Origin of the sequence: Micromonospora sp. DT228 (assembly GCF_049841595.1) — a bacterium.
Classification (GTDB): domain Bacteria; phylum Actinomycetota; class Actinomycetes; order Mycobacteriales; family Micromonosporaceae; genus Micromonospora.
Window position 1 is genome coordinate 29930 of sequence record NZ_JBNCKO010000025.1, and the last position, 23848, is coordinate 53777.

A 23848-nucleotide genomic window follows, 5' to 3' on the forward strand; every position below is an offset into this window, starting at 1 on the left:
CAGCATCGACTCCATCAAACGTGCCGAAGTCGCCGGCGAAGTCGCCGCACGACTGGGCCTCGCCGTCGACGGCGACGAAGCCGAACTCGAAGACCTCGTCAAGGCCCGCACCGTACGCACAATGGTCGACTGGCTCAACCAGAAGACGCAGGCGGTGGCCGTGGCGGCACCGTCGCCGCGTAACGGCACACTGGCCCCGCCGCCCGCACCACGCGCCCTCGCCGCACCCACACCGATGGTGGCACCACCCGCAGCAGCGCCCGCGGCCCTGGCCACGACGAGCCCGGCCAGCGCACCCGCGCCAGTCCCCACCGTGTCGGTCACCGCCACCGGTCGGGCCGGGATCACACCGAAGCGACTGCTGCCCCTGGCGACGGTGATCGCGGGACCTCCCGGCGCGGACACCGGCGCCCCGCTGGCCGGGCAGCCGGTCGACGTGCTCGCCGGAACACGTTTCCTCATCACCGGTGCCAGCCCGGCGCTGGCGTACCTCGCCGAACTGCTCCAGGAGCAGGGCGCGGCCGGGCAGACGGGTGTGGTGGACGAGAGGCAGGCCGACCAGCTCGCCGGCTTGGACGGGCTGATCCTGCTGGACGGATTGGACGTCGCCGGAGCACCCCTGCTGCCCGACATCTTCCCGTTCCTCCAGCAGGCGCTCGCGGCCGGTCCCCGCTGGCTGCTCGCGGCAGGACCGGTCGGCGGTACGGAACGTAGCGACGGCCTGGCCGGCCTGTTCCGTACCATTTCCCGGGAATATCCACAGGTCGCGGCCAGGTACGTCCAGGTCGACGGTGCCGCCGACCCGCGGCAGATCGCCCGACACCTGGTCGACGAGTTGCTGGTCGCCGGGGACACACCGGTCGTCGTACGGCGCGAGACCGAGCGGACAACTGTCGACCTCGCACCGGTGGCGCTGGGTGCGGTCGCGACGAGCGGTGCCGGGCCGGCCGGCGACGGCGCCTCCGAGGCGGCGGCGATCGGCCTCGACCGGGATTCGGTGGTGGTGCTTGTCGGCGGGGCACGCGGCATCACGCCCTGGTTCGCCCGCACGGTGGCCATGGCGAGCCGCTGCCGGATCGAGCTGGTCGGCCGCACACCGCTGCCGACCGAGCCGGAGGATCCGGACCTGGTGTCGGCCCGGGACAAGGCGTCGTTGCGTGCCGCGCTCGCCGGCCGGGGTCTGCGGTCACCGGCGCAGATCGAACACACCGCGCAGGCGATCCTGGCCGCCCGAGAGGTCGAGACGACCCTCGCCGAACTGCGGGAACTGGGTAGCGAGGTGCGTTACCACGCCGTCGACGTGCGGGACGCGTCGGCGATCCGCAGCCTGCTGCTCGACACCGAACGTAGGCACGGTCGGGTCGACGGCGTGGTGTACGCGGCCGGCGTGATCGAGGACAAGTTGATCGCGCAGAAGGACCCGGCTTCGTTCGCCCGGGTGTTCGGCACCAAGGTGGAGGGTGCCCGTTCGGTCCTGGCCGGCCTGGACGAGCTGCACTCGCCGCCTCGGTTCGTGGTGCTGTTCGGCAGCATCGCCGCGGCGTACGGGAATCGCGGCCAGGGCGACTACGCCGCGGCGAACGACGCGATCGACGCGATCGGCGCCCGCTGGGCGGCCAGCACCGGCAACCGTTGCCTGACCGTGCACTGGGGCCCGTGGGCACCTGGCGCCGGGCACGGCGGGATGGTCACCGACGAGCTGAGTCGGGAGTACGCGCGCCGCGGCATCGAGCTGATCGACCCCGAGGCGGGTGCCTTCAGCCTGCTGGGCGAGTTGGCCTGGGGCGACCCGAAGATCAACTCCGTGGTCTACACCGCCTCCGGCTGGTGATCGATCAGCGCGTGCGGCACCCGCGCCGTGCACCCGGTACGCCCGTCGACGGTGGAGCGAGAGGTCGAAGATGAACACGAGCACCGATCGGAGCGACCCGGTCGCGATCGTCGGGATGGCGGCGGTGATGCCCGCCGCCGGCAACCTGGAGAGCTACTGGCGCAATCTCATCGACGGGGTGGATGCGATCACCGACGTGCCGCCGCACCGGTGGGACGAGGAGTTCTACGACCCGGAGCAGGCCCACCGGCCGGATCGGATGTACTGCCGGCGAGGTGGGTTCGTCGACGAGTTCGCGACCTTCGAGCCGCTGCGGTTCGGCATCATGCCCGCCTCGGTGGCGGAGATCGAACCGGACCAGCTCATCGCCCTGAACGTGGCCGCCGCCGCGATCGACGACGCCGGCGGCGCAGACCGGCTGCCCGGCGGCGACCGGGTGGGTGTGATCCTCGGGCGGGGCGGCATCCTCAGTCCGGCTCAGGCCCGCTACGCCCAACGGGTGCGGATGTCGAGCCAGGTCATCCAGGTGCTGCGGGAACTGATCCCGGAGCTGGACCAGAGCCGGCTCGACCTGGTACGCGAGAAGTTCGACGAGCGGCTCGGCCCGTACCAGCCGGAGGGGACCATCGGTTTGGTGCCGAACCTGGCCGCGTCCCGGGTGGCCAACCGGCTCAACCTGCGCGGTCCGGCGTACACCCTGGACGCGGCCTGCGCCTCGTCGCTGATCGCGGTCGACCAGGCGATCACCGAGCTGACCAGCGGGCGGTTGGACGCCGTCCTGGCCGGTGGTGTGCACCACGTCCACGACATCAGCTTCTGGTCGGTGTTCAACCAGTTGCGGGCGCTGTCCAGGCGCGGTGAGAGCCGGCCGTTCCACCGGGAATCCGACGGCCTGCTGATCGGCGAGGGCACCGGTGTGGTCGTACTCAAGCGGTGGTCCGACGCCGTCCGGGACGGCGACCGGGTGTACGCCGTCATCCGGGGCAGCGGGATGTCCAGCGACGGCCGCTCGGCGAGCATGTTCAACCCGGCCTCCTCCGGACAGGTGCTGGCCATCCGGCGGGCCTGGGAGGCGGCGGGGCTGGACCCGACCGCGCCGGACGCGGTGGGGTTGCTGGAGGCGCACGGCACCGGTACCCCGACCGGCGATGCGGCGGAACTGGTCTCGGTCGCCGAGGTCTTCGGACCGCACTCGGGCGACGGGCCGCGCCCGGTGATCGGATCCGTCAAGTCGATGATCGGGCACACCATGCCAGCCGCCGGGATCGCCGGCCTGATCAAGGCCACGATGGCGGTGTACCGGGGAGTCCTGCCGCCCACGCTGCACTGCGACGATCCACGTCCGGAGATGGCGGCGACCCGGTTCGCCCCGATCGCGACCGCCCAGCCCTGGACGAGCGACGGGCCGCGCCGCGCCGCGGTGAACGCCTTCGGCTTCGGCGGCATCAACGCACACGTCATCATCGAGCAGGCGCCCGAGCCCGCCGGTGTACGGAACCGGCCGACCGGCGGGCAGCCGTTGGCGGCGAATGGAGCGGATGTCGGAGGAGGCGCGGCCTCGACCGTGGCCGGTTCGACGGTTGCGGTGACCGAGCCGGACCAGGTGCTCTGGCTCGCCGCGCCGGACCCGGTCCGGTTGGCCGGCCTGCTGTCCCGCGACGACCATGAGGTACGGGCCCTCGGCGTCGAACGGGCCCGGAGCAACAGGCCCGCGACCGGGGCTGAGCCGTGCCGAATCGGCATCGTCGACCCGACCGACAAGCTGCTGGCCGTCGCCCGCAAGACGGTGGCCCGCGGACAGGCGTGGCGGGGTGGACGGGACATCTGGTTCAGCCCGTCGCCGCTGCTGGCCGCCGGCGCCGGGCGCCTCGCCTTCGTCTTCCCCGGCCTGGAGGCGGAGTTCGCGCCACGTACCGCGGATATCGCCGCGCACCTCGGACTGCCGGACCGGCAGTGGTCCGCGGCAGACCTGGGCCGGCACGGCGCCGGGCTGATCGAGGTGGGCAAACTGCTCGACGAGGCGCTGCGCCACATCGGCGTGCTACCGGACGCGGTCGCCGGACACAGCATTGGCGAGTGGACCGCCGCGGCGACCAGCGGACAGATCAGCACGGCGGCGATGGACGAATTCCTGGAACTGTTCAACGCCGACTCGGTCGAGGTCTCCGGATACGTCTTCGCCGCCGTGGGAGCTGGCGCGGACCGGGTCACCCCGATGCTGGGTGACTTCCCGGGGGTGCTGCTCTCCCACGACAACGCTCCGGCGCAGTCGGTGGTGAACGGCCCCGAATCCCAGGTGGACCGACTCGTCGAGGCCCTGCGTACGGAGAACGTGCTGTGTCAGAAGCTGCCGTTCCGGTCGGCCTTCCACACTCCCGTGTTCGTCGACGGCCTACAATCGATCGGCGCCGCGCTGCGGCGGTGGGAGGTACACCCGACCCGGATACCGGTCTGGTCGGCGACCCTGGCGGCACCGTTCCCCGCTGACGAGGCGCAGGTCAACGCCCTGTTCGTCAGGCACATGATGGAGCCGGTCTGGTTCCGTCAGACCGTGGCAGCGATGTACGACGCCGGGGTACGGGTCTTCCTCCAGGTCGGTGCGGGACAGCTCGCCTCGCTGATCAGCGACAACCTGCGCGGGCGTGATCATCTCGCGATGCCGGTGAACGTGAAGCATCGCAGCGGGCTGAACCAGCTCCGCCGGGTCGCCACCGCGATCTGGGTGGAGGGTGGCAGCCCGAACCTGACCGCGCTCGACCCGCCGTTGACGAAGACACCAGCGCAACCGGTACGCCGTGGTCCGTCGATTCCGCTGGACCTCGGTGGGCCGCTGGTCCGGCTCGGGGCGGGCGCCGCCGGTCTGCTCGGCGTATCAGTGGACGGCACCCGGCCGAGCCACCCGACCGCCGGTCCGCCGGAGTACGGCACGGTCGTTCCGATCGGCGCGTCGGCCACGCTCGGGGCGGGACGCCAGCCGGAGCCGGCGGGTACCGGCACCAACCCGGCGGCGGCGCTTGCCGCCCTGCACAGGTTGACCGGACGGTCCAGCGCGGCGGCCGAACTCGCCGCGCTGTTGCAGGACACGGCTCGGGACGCGGTGAACGTCTTGGACGCCGCCGCCCGACCGGCGCCGCCGGTGGTGCCGCGCCCGGGTGTCGGACAACCCCCGGTCGCCCAGCCTGCCGGATCCTCCCGAACCGCCGCCCCCGGCGGCCGTGGCATCGGCAACGCCGGCAACGGGATCGGTCCGGCCATCGGGGTCGACACCGGCAAGGCGGCCAGCGGCAGCGCGGGCAACGGCGACCCGGGTACGGTTCGGCGGTTCACGTTGCGGGTCTCCGTCGAGAGCATGCCGTACCTGAGAGATCACTGTTTCTTCGTCCAGCCACCGGACTGGCCGAACGTGGAGGACCGGTGGCCGGTGGTGCCGGCTACCACTCTGGTGCAGCACATGGTCGACGCGGCGGAGCAGGCCATGCCGGGCATGCGGGCGGTGGCCGTACGCGACGCTCGGTTCAATCGTTGGCTGATCGCCGAGCCGGGTCAGGACGTCGAGATCGCGGTGAGGCCGACAGGTGACGGCCTGGTCTCGGTCACCTTCGGCCCGTACGCACGGTCGACTGTGGAACTCGCCGCGGACTATCCGGTGGACCCGCCCGAGGTGTGGCGGCACGATCCCGCGACCGAGCGGCCGCCACGGATCAGCGCCGAGGAGATGTACGCCGAGCGGCTGATGTTCCACGGCCCCCAGTTCCAGGGCGTCACCGCCGTACACGCCCTCGGTGACATGCACGTACGGGGTGTGGTCACCGCACCCGTGCCGCCGGGCGCGCTGCTGGACAACGCACTACAGCTGATCGGCAACTGGCTCATCACCACACAGCCGTTTCGTACCGTTGCGTTGCCCGTGGGCCTGGGCCACATCCGCTACTTCGGTCCCCCGCCGGCACCCGGTACGGCCTTCGAGTGTGTCGCCCGGGTGCGCTCGATCGACGACGCCCAACTCGTCGCGGACACCCAACTGGTGGTCGACGACCGGGTGTGGGCACAGATCGAGGGCGCGGTGGACCGGCGCTTCGACAGCCATCCGCAGGCGCGGCCAGCGGAACGGTTCCCCGAGCGGCATCCGATGTCGCTGATCCAGCCCGAGGGCTGGACGATGGCCTTCGACTGCTGGACGGACCTGGTCACCCAGGGCATGGCCGCCCGCGGCATTTTGGGCTCGGCCGCGTACCAGGACTACGAACGGCAGCCCGCCAGATCCCGCAAACAGTGGCTGTTGGGCCGGATCGCGGTGAAGGACGCCGTCCGGTTCCGGTTGTGGGAGGACGGGCACAGCGACATCTACCCCATCGAGCTGACGGTCGGCAACGATCCGGACGGTCGACCCCGAGTGTCCGGGCGTCCGGGGCGTGACCTGCGCGACTGCGACGTCTCGCTGGCGCACTGCGCGGAGATCGGCGTCGCGATCGCGAAACCCCGTGGTCCGGCGTCGCCACCCGACGCACCTGGCGTCGGCATCGACGTCGCCGAGATCACCGACCATCCGGAGAGCACCCTGGGTATCGCCCTGACCGACGGGGAGATCGCCCTGCTGGACTCGCTCGCCGGCAACGCCGAAGACCGGCGGCAGTGGTTCACCCGGTTCTGGACCGCCAAGGAGGCCGTCGGCAAGGCGGAGGGGACCGGACTCGACGGGCGCCCGCGCCGGTTCGTCGTGAAGAGCGCCACCGCCACGGTGCTTACCGTCCTCGTCGGGGACCGGAGCTACCCGGTGGAGCACCGCGAGATCGGAAACCCCGAAGACCTACCGCCCCGACGATATGTCGTCGCCTGGACCTGGGGCCCGCAGACCGGGGCCGATCAGCCGTGACCGGCATCCACTCCCGACCATTCGAAGGAGTACAACCCATGGCCGCCTCGCACGCCGACATCCTCACCGAGCTTGCTCAGATCGTCCAAGCGGTGCTCGGGGACTTCGCCGCCGATGCACCAATCACCATGGACACCACCTTCCGCGACGACCTCGGCATGGAGAGCATCGACGTCGTCTCCCTCGCCGGTCGGCTGCAGGCCCGTTACGGCAACACCGTCAACTTCGCGCACTTCGTCGCCAAACTGGATCTGGAGACCGTGGGCGAGCTGCGGGTCGGGCAACTGGTCGAGCACATCGCACACTCCCTCGACGTGGCCGAGTCCCCCCGGGACACGCCGGCCGACGCCAGCCCCATCGCGGTCGAGGCGGTCCGCTCGTGACGATGATCCGGGCCAACGGGATCGACGTGCACGTCGAACACCTCGAACCACCGGCCGGAGGGCCGGGCGAGGTCGGCGCTGGCCGGGGTGTTGGACCGGCCACCCTCGTGATGATCCACGGGATGGCCTCCGACAGCCTCGCGAGCTGGTATTTCACACTGGCCAAGCCCTTCGCCGACGCCGGGCTACGGGTGCTGATGTACGACCTGCGGGGGCACGGCCACAGTGAGCGCCCGCCCACCGGCTACACCCTCGACGACTTCGTCGACGACCTGTCGGCAATGCTGACCACACTCGACGTCACCGCTCCGGTGCACCTGCTCGGCAACTCGTTCGGCGGGACGATCGCGTTTGCGTACGCGGCCCGCCACCCGGACCGGGTCGCCTCCGTCGCGGCGATCGAGTCCTCGCCGCCGACCCCGGCGTGGATGGCCCGGGTCGCGCGCCGGCTGGACCGGGCCGCCGACCTCCTGCCCCGGCCGGAGGCGCTGGCGAAGATCAGCGCCGGTCGGGGGGCACGGGTGGCCCGCCGGGCCCGGGACACCGGCGAGATGCTCGTGGCGACCACGCTGGCCCGGGACCTACCGGCCAGCGCCCTGCCCAGTTCCGCGCAGATCAGCGCGATCGGCGTACCGGTGCTCTGCCTCTACGGCGCGAACTCGGCTGTCGTCGAACTGGCACCGGCCGTGGTCCGGCTGCTACCGCAGACGCGGACCGTGGTCCTACCCGGCGAGAAACACACAGTCCTGGTCGACCGGCCGGAGGCGGTCCGCCGGCTGGTCCTGGCCTGGCTCCGCGAGGAGTGCTCCGTCGAGGTGGCCCCGGTGGCCACCGCCCCGTGACAACCCAACGTGCAGGAGGTCCTCGGATGGACACCCCGGTCCCCGGCAGGTCGATCATCATCAGCAACGGCCGGTGCGGCTCGACGCTGCTCTCGGACCTGATCGCGGAGCAGCCCGAGACTCTCTCGGCGCAGGAGTTCTTCATGTCCGTCGCGCCCTGGGCGCGCAGTTCCGAGGTGCTTACCGGGGCCGCGTACTGGGCGGTGCTGAGCAGCCCCAAAGCGGAACTCGCCACCCTCTTCCGGATCGGGTTGCCACCGAAGGAGGTGCGCTATCCGCTGACCGGCCGGTGGGCGGACCGGATGACCGAGCTGCCGCGGATCCTCGCCATCACCCTGTCGAAGCTGACCACCGACCCGGACCGCCTCTTCGACCAGCTCGCCGAGCGGGTGCCGGACTTCCCGACGCAGTCGGTCGGCGATCACCACCGGATGTTCCTCGACCTGCTCGCGGTGGTGACCGGCAAGCGGCGCTGGGTCGAGCGGTCCGGCGGGTCGAGCCACGTCGCTCCGTACCTGTTGCGGGCATTTCCCGAGGCAAAGGTGGTGTACCTGACTCGCGACCGGGAGGCGACCGCCCGCTCGATGAGCCGGCACTCGTCGTTCCAGCTGATCCAGCTTCGGGTGGAGTTTCTCGGCCGGTGTGGGCTGGATCCGTTCCGGATCGAGCCCGGCCAGTCGGTGCCCGCGGATCTGGAACGGTACCTGCCGGACCGGCTCACCGCCGACCTGCTCCGAGATCGGGGCCAGGACCTGCGCCGCTATCTCGGTCTGAGCGCGTTTCTGACCAGCCAGGCCGAGCAGGCGCTCACCGACCTGCCTCCGCGACATCTGCACCGGATGAGCTACGAGGACCTGGTCGCCGACCCGGTCGGGCAGCTCGGCCTGCTGGCCCGGTTCCTGGAGTTCGAGGACGGGGCGGACTGGGCACGGCGGGTCGCCGGACGGGTGGCCGGTCCCGCTCGGTCCCGCGAGGTCGCCGCGGCCTGACCCGCGATCGTGCCCCACCGATCGTCATGACTCCGTCGAACGAGAGGAACCATTTGTGAAGACATTCCGGATGTCGGGCCGGCGACCGCTCGCCGCGGCCACCGTACTGGGACTGCTGTACGTGCTCGCGGCACCGGCGTCGGCCGCTGCCGCAGCGATCGGGACGGATGCGCCAGCCGCGGCCGGACATCAGCCGAGGTACGAGCGGAAGCTAATCGGGAAGGGCACCCCGGACGAGTGCTTCGCCGGTGTCGGTGTGGCCTATCCACCCGGTCCTCCGTGCGCTACCGGCCAGTCGAAGGTGAACCAGTCCTATCTGTGGGGCATGACCCAGACCGAGCAGAGCCTGTGGTTCGGCACCGGAGCGAACGTCAACTGCATGACCAGCGGGCGCAACCTGCGCAACACGACACCGAACCTGAACGACGACTGGGTGTGCGAGTACGGCGAGAGCCAGATCGCGAAACGCAACCCGACCCTGCCCGCCACTCTTGGCGACCATCGCCCGCCTCGGCTGTACACGTACGACAAACGTTCGCGGCGGCTGACGGAGAAGACCGACGCGGTGAAGAACGCCTCCACCACCGACGCCAACCGGCTGAGCACTACCGCCGGAATCCGGGCCGCCGGCACCCATCAGGGGGTGGCGTTCCTGGGTGGGCCCGCCCTGGGCGAGAGCATCAACCTGTTTGCCTTCGACACCGGCACCGGCGCTTTCCTCGGCTCGATCAACCTGCCGGCGTACGGCAACATCCGCCACTTCGTGGTGGCCGACGGCGCGCTCTACGCGGGCGTCGGGGTGGGCGCGAACGGCGGCAACCGGGGACACGTGCTGCGCTGGACCGGCTCCCGGAGCAACCCGTTCAGTTTCGTCGAGGTCGCGAACCTGCCGGCCCAGGCGGCGGACCTCACCGTGCACGACGGGCGGATCTTCGTGACGACCTGGACTGGTTCCGGTGACGACGCCCTGGCTGCCGCCGTGCCCGGCACGACCGACGAGCCGCTGTCCGGGGTCGCCGGGGTGTGGATGAGCCCGAAGCTGTCGCAGGGGGAACGCGGCCTCACGCCGGCTGACGCCGACAGCTGGACCCAGGTCTGGTCGGTCGACGGGTACGAGCCCGACCCGGTCGTGGCCCGCACCTACGCCCTGGGTGGGCTCGCCTCCTTCAACGGCTATCTCTACTGGGGCACGATGCACGTGCCGATGAAGGCGACCACCGTGCACATCGCGACCTACCCACCGGCGGACGAGGCCGCGCTGCGCGCGACGGTACGCAGCACGCAGCGGGCCATCAGCATCTTCCGAGGTAAGAGCTTCGGCGGCCCGCACCAGCGGGTGGACCTGCTGTACGGCGCACCCCAGTTGCCCACCTACGACCCGGCGGGCAACGGCGGCACGGGCCTCTGGGCCGCCGCCTCGACCGGCTACACCCCGCTGTACGGCCCGTCCGGAATGGGCAACCCCTACAACAACTACACCTGGAAGATGGCGGTGGCGGGCGGGAAACTCTACGTGGGCACCATGGACTGGAGCTACATCTCCAAGGACCTGGGCCAGGACACCGCCGGGCTGTTGGGTGTCACCGGCCCAGCCGCAGCGGAGTTCGGCGACGCCTCCGTGTTGGCCGACGACCCCCCGCCGGCGCCGGTCTACGGCGGGGACCTGTTCGTGTTCGACTCGACCAGCAAGCCGGCCACGGTGGTGGACAACAGCGGGCTCGGCAACTACCTGAACTACGGGATCCGCAACATGATCGCCGACGGGTCGACCCTCTACCTGGGCATGGCCAATCCGATGAACCTGCGTACGGACCCCGACGACGACGTTCCCGAGGGCGGCTGGGAGCTGATCCAGCTCAGCGTGAAGCACTGTTAGCCGGTTGGCTCCGTCCGTCGCGTCGTGGGCAGCCACGGGCGGAGCCAAACCTGCACATATACACCATCCAGTACGGATCCTTACAAATCCCGAACATCCCTATGCCATGGTGCGAATATGATGGAAATTAGTAGATCTTGGACTGGTCGTTCGGCTCGGTATGGCCGGTGGCGACACCTGCTCGCGGTCCTGCCGCTCGTCGGAGCGCTCACCCTGCTGGCCGGTTGCGGGATGTTCCGGGACGATCCGAAGCCGCACGACGTCGGACCGGTGTCCACCATGCCGAGCGGCACCTCGACGCACACCCTCGTGGTCGACGGGCAGGAGCGCGGCTTCCGCCTCTACCTGCCGCCGGACCTCGCCCGGTCGACCCCGGCGCCGCTCGTGGTCATGCTGCACGGCGCGCTCGGCACCGGCAGCCAGGCGGAGACCGCTTACGGCTGGAACGCCCAGGCCGACCGGGCGGGCTTCGTCGTCGCGTATCCGGACGGGTTGAGCCGTTCCTGGGCGGTGAGCCCGGACTGCTGCGGCCCACCGGCCCGCGACGGCGTGAACGACGTGGCCTTCATCCAGCAACTGGTGGCCACCGTGGCCGACCAGCTTCCGGTGGACCGCACCCGGATCTACGCCACCGGGATCTCCAACGGCGGGATGCTCGCATACCGCCTGGCGTGCGACACGACGCTGTTCGCCGCGATCGGGCCGGTGGCGGCGACCCAACTCGGCACGTGCCCGTCCCCGACGCCGATCTCCGTGATCCACATTCACGGAAGGGCGGACCAGACAGTGCCGTTCGACGGTGGCCCGGGCAAGCGGGACAACGACGGGACCGGACGCAATCCGGTCAAGATCGACGGTCCGCCCATCCCCGACCTGCTCGGCCAGTGGCGGACGATCGACGGATGCGGCGCGCCGGCGACGACCGCCTCGGGCCCGGTCAGCACCTCGGTCGCCACCTGTCCCGGGGGGCGGGCGGTCGAGTTGGTCACCGTTGACCACGCCGGCCACCAGTGGCCAGGCGCCAGCGGCCCCGCACCGGCGGCGCAACGCCGTCTCAGCCTGGATCCACCCGCGACCGCGCCGAACGCGACCGAGACCATCTGGCGCTTCTTCGACGCACACCCCCGAACCGGCGGCTGAACCGCACCGGCGCCCATCCGTCCGACAGCTCAGGAGAGGAAGCAGCAGATGGCCAGTAGTGGTGCCAGCCCGCCCGCGGTCGAGGTCACCGACCTCGTCAAGCGCTATCCCGGGAGCACGACCGCAGCCGTGGACGGGCTGTCCTTCACAGTGGCCCCCGGCGAGGTCTTCGGGCTCCTGGGACCGAATGGTGCCGGCAAGTCGACCACCATCGGCATCCTCACCACCCGGCTGCGGGCGTCCGCGGGCCGGGCGCTGGTCGGCGGGCTCGACGTGGTCGGTGACCCGGTCGCGGCCCGTGCCCAGTTGGCCGTCGTACCCCAGCACAACAACCTGGACCGGTCGCTGACGCCACGACAGAATCTGCTGTACCACGCCGCGTACCACGGCGTCGGCCGCACCGTACGAAACGCCCGGGCCGATGCGCTGCTGGACCGTTTCGGCCTGACGGATCGGGCCGACAAGCGGATCGAGGCGTACTCGGGCGGCATGGTGCAACGGCTGATGATCGCCCGTGCGCTGATCCACGAACCGGCGGTGCTCTTCCTCGACGAGCCCACCAACGGCCTCGACCCGCAGTCCCGCCGGCTGATCTGGAGCCGGATCCGCGAGATGCGTGGACGCGGTGTGACTGTCGTCCTGACCACTCACCAAATGAACGCGGCCGCCGCGCTGGTCGACCGGGTCGGCATCGTCGACCGCGGTCGGCTGCTCACCCTGGACACGCCGGGCAACCTGGTCAGGGGCCTCGCCGGACGATCGATCCTCGACCTGACGGTCACCCCGGGCGCGCTGGACGCGCCGGACGCGCTGCTGGTTGCGCTCTCCGAGGTCCCCGGCGTACGCAAGGGTGAACGGCTCGCCGCCGCGCCGCCGCCCGGCGCCGGGGCCGCCAAACTCCGTTCCGGCCTCGGCCTCGGTGGTGGCCTCGGTGGTGGCCTCGGTGGCGGCTCGGGGCTCGGCGCGGGCGCGCCCGCGGCATTGGCCGCGCTGGCCCGGGAGCGGGCGGTCGCCACGCTCGCCCCCGACCCGGGCGGGCGCGAGCGCGTCCGGATCCGGCTGCACCTCGCCGCCGACCCCGCCACCGTGCTCGGGCCAGCACTCACCGTCCTGACCACACGGTTGGCGACCCTCACCGACGTCCACATCGCCGAGCCGAGCCTCGAAGACGTCTTCATCGGACTGACCGGAAGGGACCCACGGTGACCGACCTCGACGCCCCGCCGGTTGCGGCAACGAGCACCACGGCCGCGCCCACGAGACCCAGCGCCCACCGGGTCTTCCTGGCCATCCTGCGCAGGGACCTGCTGGTGACCGGCAAGGAACTCTGGGTCATCCTGGTCCAGGTCGGGCTCACCCCGCTGTTCATGCTCTTCGTCTTCGTCAAGGTGCTCGGCGGGCAGGGCATCGTCGCCCGGAACTTCGCCGACCTGTTTCTGCCCGGCATCATCGCCCTCGCCGCGCTCACCACGGCGTTGCAGAGCGTCGCGCTGCCACTGGTCAAGGAGTTCGGCTTCACCCGGGAGATCGAGGACCGGCTACTCGCCCCGCTGTCGACGAACCTGGTCGCGGTCGGCAAGCTCGTGGTCGCGATGCTGCGCGGGCTCATCGCCGCGGCCCTCATCTACCCGCTGGGCGCACTGATGGTCGGCTCGGCACCGTGGCAGCCCGGACGGTTACCGATGGTCCTGCTGACGGTCCTGCTCGGCGGATGGATCGGCGGCGGCATCGGCATGACGCTGGCGATGATTCTGCCCATCCAACGGATCAACATCACGTTCTCACTGGTCGTGACCCCGATCATCTGGACCGGTTGCATCCACTACCCCTGGCCGCGACTCTCCTCGATGCCGTGGTTCCAGACGGTCACCGCCCTCAACCCGATGACCTACGTGTCCGAGGGCGTACGCGGTGCCATGTTGCCCGGCGTCGCGCACATCCCGGCCTGGGTCTGTCTGCTGGTCCTGACCGGGATGGCCGCGATGGTCACGGTCACCAGCGTACGAAGCTTCAGTCGGCGTGCCGTCCAGTAAACGGCACGGTCAACGCGTCTATCGGAGGTGCTCGTCGATGAACGTGCTGGAATCTCCCAGGTCAGCAGTCCCCGCGTCGGATGGCGCGTTCGCCGCCTGGCTGGCCGAGCGGGCCGGCCGGCTGCTGCTGCGCGTCCGCGCGGAGCACGGTCACGACGACCCGGCCGCGCTGAAGCGCGCGGGTGACCGGGCGTCGCACCAACTGCTGCGCGATGAACTGGCCCGGTGCAGAAGCGCCGACGCCGTGCTCTCGGAGGAAGACGACGGCGCACGGCAGGCATGGGCCACTGATGCGGCCAGCCCCCCGCCGGAGCGGCTGGCCGCCAACCGGGTATGGATCATCGACCCGTTGGACGGCACCCGCGAGTTCTCCGAGCCGGGCCGGACGGACTGGGCGGTGCATGTCGCACTCTGGCAACGGAACGCGGCGACGGAGCACCGCCTCGTCGCAGGCGCCATCGCCCTGCCGGCCCAGCTCCGTACCCTCGGCACCGAGACACCCCCACCCCGACCGACGGCGGTCAGCGGTCGGACGATCCGGTTGGCGGCGAGTCGGAGTCGGCCGCCGGCGTTCTTGACGGAGTTGGCGGACGAGGTTGGTGCCGAGTTGGTGCCGATGGGGTCGGCCGGGGCGAAGATCGCCGCGGTGATCGACGGTACGGTCGACGCGTACGTGCACGCGGGCGGTCAGTACGAGTGGGATTCGGCGGCACCGGTGGCGGTGGCGACGGCCACCGGATTGCACGCTTCCCGAATCGACGGATCTGCGTTGAGCTACAACGAGGCGGATCCCCGGCTGCCGGACCTGGTGGTCTGCCGGCCGGAACTGGCCGCGCCACTCCTCGCCGCGCTGCGGCGACACCTGACCCTCGGGCCGGCACCGGCCACGGCAGCCGGCTGACACGCGATGACAACAATCGACACGACGCCCGCGGCGGCGTACCGGGTGTCGCACCTGGACGCGATCGAGGCAGAGAGCATCTTCGTCATGCGCGAGGTGGTGGCCGAGTTGGAGCGCCCGGTCCTGCTCTTCTCCGGTGGCAAGGATTCGATCGTGATGCTCCGGTTGGCCCAGAAGGCGTTCGCGCCAGCCCGGATCCCGTTCCCGGTGATGCACGTCGACACCGGGCACAACTTCGACGAGGTGTTGGACTACCGAGACCAGCAGGTGGCCGAACTCGGACTGCAGTTGGTGGTCGCGAGCGTGCCCGAGGCGTTGGAGGCGGGTCTGGTCCGCGAATCCGCCGACGGGACGCGGAACCGGATCCAGACCCCCGTGTTGTTGGCGGCGGTGGAGAAGCACCGGTTCGACGCGTTGTTCGGCGGGGCGCGGCGGGACGAGGAGAAGGCCCGGGCCAAGGAGCGGATGTTCAGCTTCCGGGACGACTTCGGTCAGTGGGATCCGAAGAACCAGCGGCCGGAGCTGTGGTCGTTGTACAACGGTCGGCACCATCCGGGCGAGTCGATCCGGGTGTTCCCGATGTCGAACTGGACCGAGCTGGACGTCTGGCACTACATCGCCCAGGAGCGGCTGGCGTTGCCGTCGATCTACTACGCCCACGAACGTACGGTGATCGAACGCGACGGGATGCTCTACGCGGTGAACGAGTTCATCACGCCCCGAGGGTCGGAGGAGCCGTTCAAGGCGCGGGTGCGGTACCGGACCGTCGGCGACGCCTCGTGCACGGCGGCGGTGCTGTCCGAGGCGGACACGGTGGACCTGGTGATCGAGGAGGTCGCGGCGACCCGGATCACCGAGCGTGGGGCGACCCGGGGTGATGACCGGGTGAGTGAGGCCGCGATGGAAGACCGCAAGCGGGAAGGCTACTTCTGATGGGCGCGACAGTGGTGCCGGTGGCCGAGGGCGCGGCGCCCGAGGACCGGGCGATGGACCTGTTGCGGTTCGCGACGGCGGGCAGCGTCGACGACGGTAAGTCGACGCTCATCGGCCGGTTGCTCTACGACACGAAGTCGTTGTTCACCGACCAGTTGGCGGCGGTGGAGGCGGTCAGCGCGGCCAAGGGCGACGAATACACGAATCTGGCGTTGCTGACCGATGGCCTGCGTGCGGAGCGGGAGCAGGGCATCACGATCGACGTGGCGTACCGGTATTTCGCCACACCCCGGCGGAAGTTCATCATCGCCGACACGCCGGGGCACATCCAGTACACCCGCAACATGGTCACCGGCGCCTCCACCGCCGACCTGGCGTTGATCCTCGTCGACGCCCGCAAGGGTTTGGTGGAGCAGTCCCGCCGGCACGCGTTCCTGTGTTCGTTGCTGCGGGTGCCGCACCTGGTGTTGTGTGTGAACAAGATGGACCTGGTCGACTGGTCGCAGGAGGTGTTCGAGCGGATCTCGGACGAGTTCACCGCATTCGCGGCGAAGTTGGAGGTTCCGGACCTCGCCGTCGTCCCGGTCTCGGCGTTGCACGGCGACAACATCGTGACCCGCTCGGAGCACACCCCCTGGTACGAGGGCCCGTCGCTGCTGCACCACCTGGAACGGGTGCACATCGCCTCCGACCGGAACCTGGTCGACGTCCGGTTCCCGGTGCAGTACGTGATCCGCCCGCAGTCGACCACGATGACCGACTACCGGGGTTACGCCGGCCAGGTCGCTTCGGGTGTGCTGAAGCCGGGGGACGAGGTTCTGGTCCTTCCCTCCGGGTTCACCTCCCGGATCGCGGGGATCGAGACCGCGGACGGACCGGTCACCGAGGCGTATCCGCCGATGTCAGTCACGGTCCGGTTGACCGACGAGATCGACATTTCCCGGGGCGACCTGATCTGCCGGCCGAACAATGGCCCGGCGGTCGCGCAGGACATCGAGGCGATGATCTGCTGGATGGACGAGAGCAATCCGCTCCGTCCCGGCGCGACGTACGCCATCAAGCACACCACCCGTTCCGCCCGGGCAGTGATCCGCGAACTGCACTACCGACTCGAGGTGAACTCGCTGCATCGTGACGAGGCTGCCACCGAACTCGGACTCAACGAAATCGGCCGCGTTCGCATGCGTACGACCGTCCCGCTCCTCGCTGACGAATACCGGCGTAACCGCACCACCGGTGGTTTCATCCTGATCGACGAAACCACCAACCGCACCATCGCTGCCGGAATGATCGTCGACACCAACTGACCTACGGAAGGGCCCTTCCCGCTACCGGAAATCGGAGCGGAAAGGGCCCTTCGGCACGTCTCAGAGCGTGAGGGTCCAGGCGTTGACGTAGCCGGTGTCACCGGAGAAGACGTCTCGCACCCGAAGCAGCCAGGTGCCGTTCGCCGGCTCGGTGGAGAGATTCGCGGTATAGGTGGTGTTGACGTTGTCGGCACCGTCGAAGAAGCTCTGGTTCTTCAGCCGGTAGGCCGTACCGTCCGGTGCCACCAGATCGATGATCAGGTCACCGCGGAAGGTGTGCACGATATTGACCGCTACCGTGGACGCCGAGGAGGCGTTACGGTCGCAGCCGGTGATGACAATGCCGCTGGTCACCGCCGTGTTGCTGTCGGGTATCACCACATCGGTGCCGTTGGTGCCCGAGCAGCCGCCGCCACCCGAGCCGGTCACCGTCAACGAGTACGTGGCGCTGCGCGTACCCGCGGTACCGGAACCTGTGACACTGACGCTGTAGGTGCCGGAAGGAGTGCTCGCCGAGGTGGCGATGGTGAGCGCGGACGAACCTCCCGAGGTCACCGTGGCGGGACTGAACGAGGCGGTGGCGCCACTCGGCAGCCCGCTCGCCGACAGGCTCACCGACTGCGCCGAGCCGCTGGTGGTCGCGGTACTCACGGTGGCGCTGACCGAGCCGCCCGGCGCGGTCGAGCCGGCCGTCGGCGACACCCCGACGGAGAAGTCGTTTGCGGGTGGAGTGCCGTCGTTGACCACGTAGAGCAGCTTGTTCGGGGAGTTGGTGCCGGGGTTTGTCACCACGTTGTTTGTCGCGTTGTTCACCAGGTAGTCCCGGACCTGCGCCGGGGTCCAGGTGGGGTTGGCGGAGGCGACCAGGGCAGCGGCACCGACCACGTGTGGGGTGGCCATCGACGTGCCGCTGATCGTGTTGGTCGCGGTGTCGCTGTTGTACCAGGCCGAGGTGATCGACGAGCCGGGCGCGAAGAGGTCCAGGCAGGTGCCGATATTGGAGAAGGACGACCGGGCATCGGTGCTGGTGGTCGAGCCAACCGTGATCGCCTCTGTCGTCCGGGCCGGCGAGGTGTTGCAGGCGTTCGCGCCGTTGTCGTTGCCGGCCGCCAGGCCGTAGGTCACCCCCGAGGCGATCGAGTTGCGGACCGCCGTGTCGAGCGAGCTGTTCGCACCGCCGCCGAGGCTCATGTTCGCCACCGCCGGCTTGATCGCGTTCGCGGTGACCCAGTCGACGCCGCCGATCACACCGGCGTTGGTGCCGCTGCCGGAGCAGTTCAGCACCCGTACGCCGACCAACTGCGCGCCCTTGGCCAGGCCGTAGGAGGAGCCGCCGACGGTGCCGGCCACGTGCGTGCCGTGCCCGTTGCAGTCGTCGGCGGAGCCGCCGTCGACCGCGTCGTAGCCGGAGGTTGCCCGGCCACCGAAGTCGTTGTGGGAGAACCGGATGCCCGTGTCGATGATGTACGCGTGCACGTTTGTCGCGGTGTTCGGATAGGTGTACGAGCTGTCCAGCGGCAGGTTCCGCTGGTCGACGCGGTCCAGGCCCCAGGACGGGGGGTTCGACTGCGTCCCGGAGATGCGGACCGTGTGGTTCTGCTCGACGTACGCGACGTCGGGGTGCGCGGCAATCCGGGCCGCCGCCTTGGCACCGGCCGTGATCTCGAAGCCGCGTAGTGCCGTGGAGTAGGTCCGAGCGACCGCTCCGCCGTGCTGGCCAGCCAGCCGGCTGGCCGTGGCGCCGACCTGCGCCCGACCCACCGCGCTCTCCTTGAACACCACGATGTAGCTGTCGCTGACAGCCGTGGCACCGCCGGCACTACGGATGTTGCCCTCCGGTTCCGCCGCCACGGCTGGCGTGGCGGCGGTGAGTGCCAGCATCGCGACGGCGCCCACCACAATTGATCTTTTCGGGAGATACATTCTCCCCTCCCTCCGATCGGCACCCGTTCGTCCACTCGCCCACGACGAGGAATCGATGATGCCCGATTGGAAATGAGATTACTCAATAGCAGAAGTGAAAGACAGATCCCGAATCTTCCATACCACTCGTCAGATGGAGGTCAAGGTATGGCAGTTCGGTCCACAGCACAGGGAATCGTGATGGCTCCGTTGCGTTGACGTCGGTTCACGCCTTGCCCGACCGTCGGCGGCGTGCTGGCCCGGATGCCATCGGCTTTCGGCCTGACCGTGCGGCCGGAAACGGCCTACGTCACCGTCGGCAGCGTGGTCTACGGCTCGATCTGGGGCTCGTACCTGCCGATCATGAACAAGTACGTCGACAACGGCCGGCTCGGCGAACGACCGGCGCGATCACGGTGGCGCAGCGGTGCAGCCATCGTCTCGCTGATCTGACCAGCTCCGGTAAACACGGGATACCTCACGCCTTGCCGTGGATGTTGTACGTAGAGTATTTCCGCAGTGGTCACGTCAGATGACGCCGATAGCCGAGAGGACGTGCAGAGTCGGATGCTCGTTGGCGTCGTCGTACACCCGACCAGACCGCAGGCCGCCGAGACGGCGGAGATGGTGTCGCGGATCTGCGCCGAGCACGGTGCCGCGTCCCAGGCCCTGGATGTCTGGCAGGACGAGCAGAGCCCCGCCGACGTGCTGGCCGGCATGGCGCAGCCCCCGCAGCTCGTCGTCACTATCGGCGGCGACGGAACCCTCCTACGCGGATTGGCCGTCGCCGTCGAGGCTGACGCGCCCGTTCTCGGCGTGAAGGCCGGCCGGGTCGGGTTCCTCACCCCGTTCGCCGCGACGGACCTGCCGAGGGTGCTCGGCGCCGCCCTCACCGGCCGCGCACCCACCCAGGAACGCATGCTGCTCACCCTCCGGGCGTCGCGACCGCTACAGGTCCCACCGGAGCTGCGGACCCTGCTGCGCTATGGCCGCGGTCCCGATCCCGTCCCGCCCCTTCCCCGGCCGGGCGCGCCCGACGAGGTGGGTTGGGGTGTCCCGTTGGGCCTGAGCGCCCTCAACGACGTCGTGTTCGAAAAGCTCGGCCGAGACCGCCAGACCAGCGTGGCGGTGTACCTGTCTGGGCGGCTGTTCGCCACCTACTCCGCCGACGGCGTCATGGTCGCCTCGCCGACCGGCTCCACCGCGTACTCCTTCGCCGCAGGCGGACCGGTCCTCTCGCCGCGCCTCGACGCCCTCGTGTTCACCCCGGTCGCCCCGCACATGGCGTTCAACCGCAGCATGGTCACCGCCCCGGACGAGCCCGTGGGTGTGCAGGTGCTCCCGCGATCTGGTCAGGTCACCGTCGTCGTCGACGGGCGCGTACACGGGATCCTCGACCCCGGCGACTGCTGGTATACCGGTTAGATCTACCAGTCCCAGACGACCTACAGCACCTGCACCTGCCTGCAGAGCGGTAACGTCCGGGCGGAGCTTCGTGGCTTACGCCTTCACCGGGGATGTCACTCGCAAACACCACGAACGCCAGCTCGCCCTCAACTACCGCGGCGGCCCCTCTGGCTGCCGACAGCGGCGAGGAGTCCCCCAGCGTCATCGCCGGTGACCGGGCACCCAACGCTCGTTACCTCGACACCAACGGCCGCCCAGGCGCAGAAGCAGGGTTGCGGCATCGCCATCAACGCGAACGCCCCGGCGGCACCGCAACCCGGCGTGCTGGCCGAAACCTCGCAGATGAGCCTCGCCACGACGACCGACCCGCCTGGGCTGGGTCGGCGTGTCCGTACGAAAGGGCTCGGTCATAGGTAGATTTGTTCCCGTGCCAGAGCCGACGCCCCTGGGTGACTTCCTCCGCGCGCGGCGCGCTGTCCTACGTCCCGTCGAACGCGACGGCAAGCTGCGGCGCGTCCGCGGGTTGCGCCGCGAGGAGGTGGCGAAGCTGGCCTCGATCAGCCCCGATTACTACGTGCGTCTGGAGCAGGGCCGCAACGACAGCCCGTCCCCGCAGGTGGTCGATGCGCTCGCCCGTGCCCTGCAACTGGACGAGGACGGCGCGAGCTACCTGCGCAAGCTCGCCGACCAGCCCCGGACCACCCCCGCCTCCGACGATCGCGAGCAACTGCCGGAGGGCATCCGCCTGTTGATCCAGGGGCTGCACGAGGTGCCCGCCTTCGCCCACGGCAAATACCTGGACGTCCTGGCCGCCAACCCGCTCGCCAAGGCGCTGTTCCCGGGCCAGCCCGAAGGGGCCAACCTGCTGCGGGTGGCGTTCACCGACCCCACGGTCCGTGCAATGTACGACCAGTGGTCCACGGTGGTCGCCGAGGTCGTCGCCAACGCCCGACTCGTCCTCGGCGCGGACGCCGGCTCCGAGCAGCTCAAGGATCTGGTGGAGGAGCTGCGCACCACCGACGACGACTTCCGTGCCATCTGGGACCGGCAGGACGTGAGGGAGACCGCCGCCGGCGTTCGGACCCTGCACCACCCGGCCGTGGGTGACCTCGAGCTGATGTACGAGCGGCTGCACATCACCGGCACCGACGCCCAGTTCCTCGTCATCCATCACGCCCGCTCCGGCAGCGAGTCGGAGTCGAAACTGGCGAAACTGCGCGCCACGTTCCTATGAACGACAACCCCAGGTATGTCCGCCCGCACGGCCGTACCGTCCTCGACATGTCCAATCTGATTACCACCCCATTCGGGTTCGAGAGCACCGCCGACGAGGTTCTCGCCGGGGTCGACCTCACCGGCAAACGCGCCATCGTGACCGGCGGCGCCACCGGCATCGGGCGCGAGACGACCCGCGCCCTGGCCACGGCCGGCGCCGAGGTCACCATCGCGACCCGCGACGTGAAGGCGGGCCTTCAGGTCGCCGAGAGCACGCCGGGCAACATTCGGGTTGTCCCCCTCGACCTGGCCGACCTCGACTCGGTCGACGCCTTCACCCGCGCCTGGCAGGGCCCGCTGCACATCCTCGTCAACAACGCCGGCGTCATGGCCGTACCCGACCGGCGGCTCACCGCTCAGGGCCACGAACTGCAGTTCGGCACCAACTACCTCGGCCACTTCGCGCTGACCGTCGGCCTGCACGACGTCCTGGCGGCCGCCGGCGAGGCACGGATCGTGTCGGTCTCCTCCAACGCCCACTTCATGTCCGACATCACCTACGACGACATCGACTATGTCCACCGCGACTACAACCCCTGGACCGCCTACGGCCAGTCGAAGACCGGCGACGTCCTGCTCGCCGTCGAGGCCACTCGCCGGTGGAACGCCGAGGGCATCGTCGCCAACTCGCTCAACCCCGGTGCGATCGCTACCGGCCTGCAAAAGCACACCGGCGGCCTGCGCACACCCGAACACCTGCGCAAGACCCCGCCACAGGGCGCGGCCACCTCGGTCCTGCTCGCCGCTTCCCCGCTGCTCGACGGCGTCGGCGGCCGCTACTTCGAGGACTGCAACGAGTCCCCGACCCTGACCGCCCCGCCAGAGATGTTCGGCAAGGGTGTCGCCGCGTGGGCCGTCGACGCCGACAACGCCGCTCGCCTGTGGGACGTTGCCAACGGTCTGCTGAGGCGATGACCGTCGGTTTCATCGGCCTCGGCGACCAAGGCGCACCGATGGCGCGGGCGATCGCCGACAAAGGGCTTCGATCTGTACGTGTGGGCCCGCCGACCCGATTCCTACCTCGCCCTTGACGGCAGCCCGCACACCGTCGCCGACAGCCCTGCCGATCCGCCATCTGGCCTCCACCTTGGGGCAGGCGTTCATGGCCAACGCCGACGCCTCAGGGGACCGCCGGTAGCTACCCCACGCACCATCGGTGGCTAGTGCTGTGTCCACTAGGGTCTGTGGATTTAAGGGTGTTTCCGGCCTGACCTGCCGGGCGTTGTGCCTGGTGAGGAGGGTGCCGTGATGACCGCGACGCAGAACGATCAGGCTGGACGGAAGAAGCGGGCGGAGCCGTCGGCGGAGGCGAAGGCCGCCGTCGAGTTGGTCCGGGCGGCCAAGGAACAGGGCTTGTCGCTGACGGGTCCGGAGGGGCTGCTTCGGCAGTTGACTAAGACGGTCCTGGAGACCGCGTTGAACGAGGAGATGACCGAGCACCTCGGTTATGCCAAACATGAACCCGACGGCGCCGGCTCGGGCAATATCCGTAACGGCACCAGGGCGAGGACGGTGCTGACCGATAGCACCGGGCCGGTGCAGATCGACGTTCCTCGGGACCGGGCGGGCACGTTCGAGCCGCAGATCGTCAAGAAGCGGCAGCGTCGGTTGTCGGGGGTCGACGAGGTGGTGTTGTCGTTGTATGCCAAGGGCTTGACGACCGGGGAGATCAGTGCGCACTTCGCCGAGATCTATGGCGCCTCGGTCAGCAAGGAGACCATTTCGCGGATCACTGACGGCGGCCCGGGCCGCGTTCGACGACCTGGCGGAGAAGTGGGGCGGGCGGTATCCGGCGGTGATCCGGTTGTGGGACAACGCCTGGGCGGAGTTCATCCCGTTCCTCGACTACGACGTGGAGATCCGCACCGTCATCTGCTCCACGAACGCGATCGAGTCGTTGAACGCCCGCTACCGGCGGGCTGTGAAAGCCCGCGGCCACTTCCCCAACGAGCTGGCCGCGTTGAAGTGTCTGTACCTGGTGACCCGGTCCCTGGACCCCACCGGAGCAGGCAGAACCCGATGGACGATGCGCTGGAAACCCGCGTTGAACGCCTTCGCCATCACCTTCAGCGACCGCTTCCCAGCCGCTGAAACCTACTAACCAAGATCGCCGGAAACACCTTTAGCGAGACAGCCCCCGTCGCGGAAACGATGGG

17 protein-coding genes and 1 pseudogene are annotated in these 23848 nt (G+C 69.8%); 17 read left to right on the plus strand and 1 reads right to left on the minus strand.

Going from position 1 to position 23848, the window contains the following annotated elements:
* From ACLQ29_RS32405 to ACLQ29_RS32460, 12 genes are all read left to right on the plus strand, one after another.
* Nucleotides 1-1831: SDR family NAD(P)-dependent oxidoreductase (locus ACLQ29_RS32405; protein WP_425775183.1), on the plus strand; the 1831-nt coding region annotated here is incomplete at its 5' end.
* Between the two features lie 70 nt (nucleotides 1832-1901).
* Nucleotides 1902-6704, plus strand: a complete 4803-nt coding sequence (locus ACLQ29_RS32410; RefSeq protein ID WP_425775184.1) for a beta-ketoacyl synthase N-terminal-like domain-containing protein — start codon at nucleotides 1902-1904, stop codon at nucleotides 6702-6704.
* A gap of 38 nt (nucleotides 6705-6742) precedes the next feature.
* Nucleotides 6743-7087 carry an acyl carrier protein gene (locus ACLQ29_RS32415; protein WP_425775185.1) on the plus strand — a complete coding sequence of 115 codons (345 nt, stop codon included), beginning with the start codon at nucleotides 6743-6745 and terminating at the stop codon, nucleotides 7085-7087.
* 2 nt (nucleotides 7088-7089) lie between these two features.
* Nucleotides 7090-7929, plus strand: a complete 840-nt coding sequence (locus tag ACLQ29_RS32420; protein WP_425775217.1) for an alpha/beta fold hydrolase — start codon at nucleotides 7090-7092, stop codon at nucleotides 7927-7929.
* Nucleotides 7930-7955: 26 nt separating this feature from the next.
* Entirely contained in the window at nucleotides 7956-8918 is a 963-nt protein-coding gene (locus tag ACLQ29_RS32425; protein WP_425775186.1) for a sulfotransferase, read from the plus strand.
* A 325-nt stretch (nucleotides 8919-9243) separates the two neighbouring features.
* Entirely contained in the window at nucleotides 9244-10794 is a 1551-nt protein-coding gene (locus ACLQ29_RS32430; RefSeq protein WP_425775187.1) for a hypothetical protein, read from the plus strand.
* Between the two features lie 117 nt (nucleotides 10795-10911).
* The gene (locus ACLQ29_RS32435; protein WP_425775188.1) at nucleotides 10912-11934 is read left to right on the plus strand and encodes an extracellular catalytic domain type 1 short-chain-length polyhydroxyalkanoate depolymerase; all 1023 of its coding nucleotides are present in this window, start codon (nucleotides 10912-10914) and stop codon (nucleotides 11932-11934) included.
* Between the two features lie 48 nt (nucleotides 11935-11982).
* Nucleotides 11983-13140, plus strand: a complete 1158-nt coding sequence (locus ACLQ29_RS32440) for an ABC transporter ATP-binding protein (RefSeq protein WP_425775189.1) — start codon at nucleotides 11983-11985, stop codon at nucleotides 13138-13140.
* Complete coding sequence (locus ACLQ29_RS32445; protein ID WP_425775190.1) at nucleotides 13137-13967, plus strand: ABC transporter permease; 831 nt, start codon at nucleotides 13137-13139, stop codon at nucleotides 13965-13967. The genes ACLQ29_RS32440 and ACLQ29_RS32445 overlap by 4 nt, the downstream gene beginning before the upstream one ends.
* A 37-nt stretch (nucleotides 13968-14004) precedes the next feature.
* Nucleotides 14005-14868, plus strand: a complete 864-nt coding sequence (locus ACLQ29_RS32450; RefSeq protein ID WP_425775191.1) for a 3'(2'),5'-bisphosphate nucleotidase CysQ — start codon at nucleotides 14005-14007, stop codon at nucleotides 14866-14868.
* A gap of 6 nt (nucleotides 14869-14874) precedes the next feature.
* Complete coding sequence (gene cysD / locus ACLQ29_RS32455; protein WP_425775192.1) at nucleotides 14875-15801, plus strand: sulfate adenylyltransferase subunit CysD; 927 nt, start codon at nucleotides 14875-14877, stop codon at nucleotides 15799-15801.
* Complete coding sequence (locus tag ACLQ29_RS32460; protein ID WP_425775193.1) at nucleotides 15801-17108, plus strand: sulfate adenylyltransferase subunit 1; 1308 nt, start codon at nucleotides 15801-15803, stop codon at nucleotides 17106-17108. The genes cysD and ACLQ29_RS32460 overlap by 1 nt, the downstream gene beginning before the upstream one ends.
* A 60-nt stretch (nucleotides 17109-17168) precedes the next feature.
* Here the strand turns inward: ACLQ29_RS32460 and ACLQ29_RS32465 are convergent, their stop codons facing one another.
* Nucleotides 17169-19031: a S8 family peptidase gene (locus ACLQ29_RS32465; RefSeq protein WP_425775194.1), complete on the minus strand. Its 1863-nt coding sequence runs from the start codon at nucleotides 19029-19031 to the stop codon at nucleotides 17169-17171.
* A 231-nt stretch (nucleotides 19032-19262) separates the two neighbouring features.
* On the opposite strand from ACLQ29_RS32465, the gene ACLQ29_RS32470 reads away from it, so the two are divergent.
* The 5 genes and pseudogenes from ACLQ29_RS32470 to ACLQ29_RS32490 all read left to right on the plus strand — a co-directional run bounded on the left by ACLQ29_RS32470 (nucleotide 19263) and on the right by ACLQ29_RS32490 (nucleotide 23793).
* Nucleotides 19263-19463 (plus strand): hypothetical protein, encoded by a 201-nt coding sequence (locus ACLQ29_RS32470; RefSeq protein ID WP_425775195.1) that lies wholly within the window; start codon nucleotides 19263-19265, stop codon nucleotides 19461-19463.
* A 114-nt stretch (nucleotides 19464-19577) separates the two neighbouring features.
* Nucleotides 19578-20435 (plus strand): NAD(+)/NADH kinase, encoded by an 858-nt coding sequence (locus tag ACLQ29_RS32475; RefSeq protein ID WP_425775196.1) that lies wholly within the window; start codon nucleotides 19578-19580, stop codon nucleotides 20433-20435.
* A 409-nt stretch (nucleotides 20436-20844) separates the two neighbouring features.
* Nucleotides 20845-21651: a helix-turn-helix domain-containing protein gene (locus ACLQ29_RS32480; protein ID WP_425775197.1), complete on the plus strand. Its 807-nt coding sequence runs from the start codon at nucleotides 20845-20847 to the stop codon at nucleotides 21649-21651.
* Nucleotides 21652-21698: 47 nt separating this feature from the next.
* Nucleotides 21699-22607 carry an SDR family NAD(P)-dependent oxidoreductase gene (locus ACLQ29_RS32485; RefSeq protein WP_425775198.1) on the plus strand — a complete coding sequence of 303 codons (909 nt, stop codon included), beginning with the start codon at nucleotides 21699-21701 and terminating at the stop codon, nucleotides 22605-22607.
* A 333-nt stretch (nucleotides 22608-22940) separates the two neighbouring features.
* A pseudogene (locus tag ACLQ29_RS32490) lies at nucleotides 22941-23793 on the plus strand (transposase).
* The last annotated feature ends 55 nt before the right edge of the window (nucleotides 23794-23848 follow it).

Bases quoted from the DNA above. Each gene is read 5' to 3' on its own strand.
- ACLQ29_RS32410 (WP_425775184.1), top strand. From the start codon at position 1,902: ATGAACACGAGCACCGATCGGAGCGACCCGGTCGCGATCGTCGGGATG.
- ACLQ29_RS32415 (WP_425775185.1), top strand. From the start codon at position 6,743: ATGGCCGCCTCGCACGCCGACATCCTCACCGAGCTTGCTCAGATCGTC.
- ACLQ29_RS32420 (WP_425775217.1), top strand. From the start codon at position 7,090: ATGATCCGGGCCAACGGGATCGACGTGCACGTCGAACACCTCGAACCA.
- ACLQ29_RS32425 (WP_425775186.1), top strand. From the start codon at position 7,956: ATGGACACCCCGGTCCCCGGCAGGTCGATCATCATCAGCAACGGCCGG.
- ACLQ29_RS32430 (WP_425775187.1), top strand. From the start codon at position 9,244: ATGACCCAGACCGAGCAGAGCCTGTGGTTCGGCACCGGAGCGAACGTC.
- ACLQ29_RS32435 (WP_425775188.1), top strand. From the start codon at position 10,912: ATGATGGAAATTAGTAGATCTTGGACTGGTCGTTCGGCTCGGTATGGC.
- ACLQ29_RS32440 (WP_425775189.1), top strand. From the start codon at position 11,983: ATGGCCAGTAGTGGTGCCAGCCCGCCCGCGGTCGAGGTCACCGACCTC.
- ACLQ29_RS32450 (WP_425775191.1), top strand. From the start codon at position 14,005: ATGAACGTGCTGGAATCTCCCAGGTCAGCAGTCCCCGCGTCGGATGGC.
- cysD (WP_425775192.1), top strand. From the start codon at position 14,875: ATGACAACAATCGACACGACGCCCGCGGCGGCGTACCGGGTGTCGCAC.
- ACLQ29_RS32460 (WP_425775193.1), top strand. From the start codon at position 15,801: ATGGGCGCGACAGTGGTGCCGGTGGCCGAGGGCGCGGCGCCCGAGGAC.
- ACLQ29_RS32465 (WP_425775194.1), bottom strand. From the start codon at position 19,031: ATGTATCTCCCGAAAAGATCAATTGTGGTGGGCGCCGTCGCGATGCTG.
- ACLQ29_RS32475 (WP_425775196.1), top strand. From the start codon at position 19,578: ATGCTCGTTGGCGTCGTCGTACACCCGACCAGACCGCAGGCCGCCGAG.
- ACLQ29_RS32485 (WP_425775198.1), top strand. From the start codon at position 21,699: ATGTCCAATCTGATTACCACCCCATTCGGGTTCGAGAGCACCGCCGAC.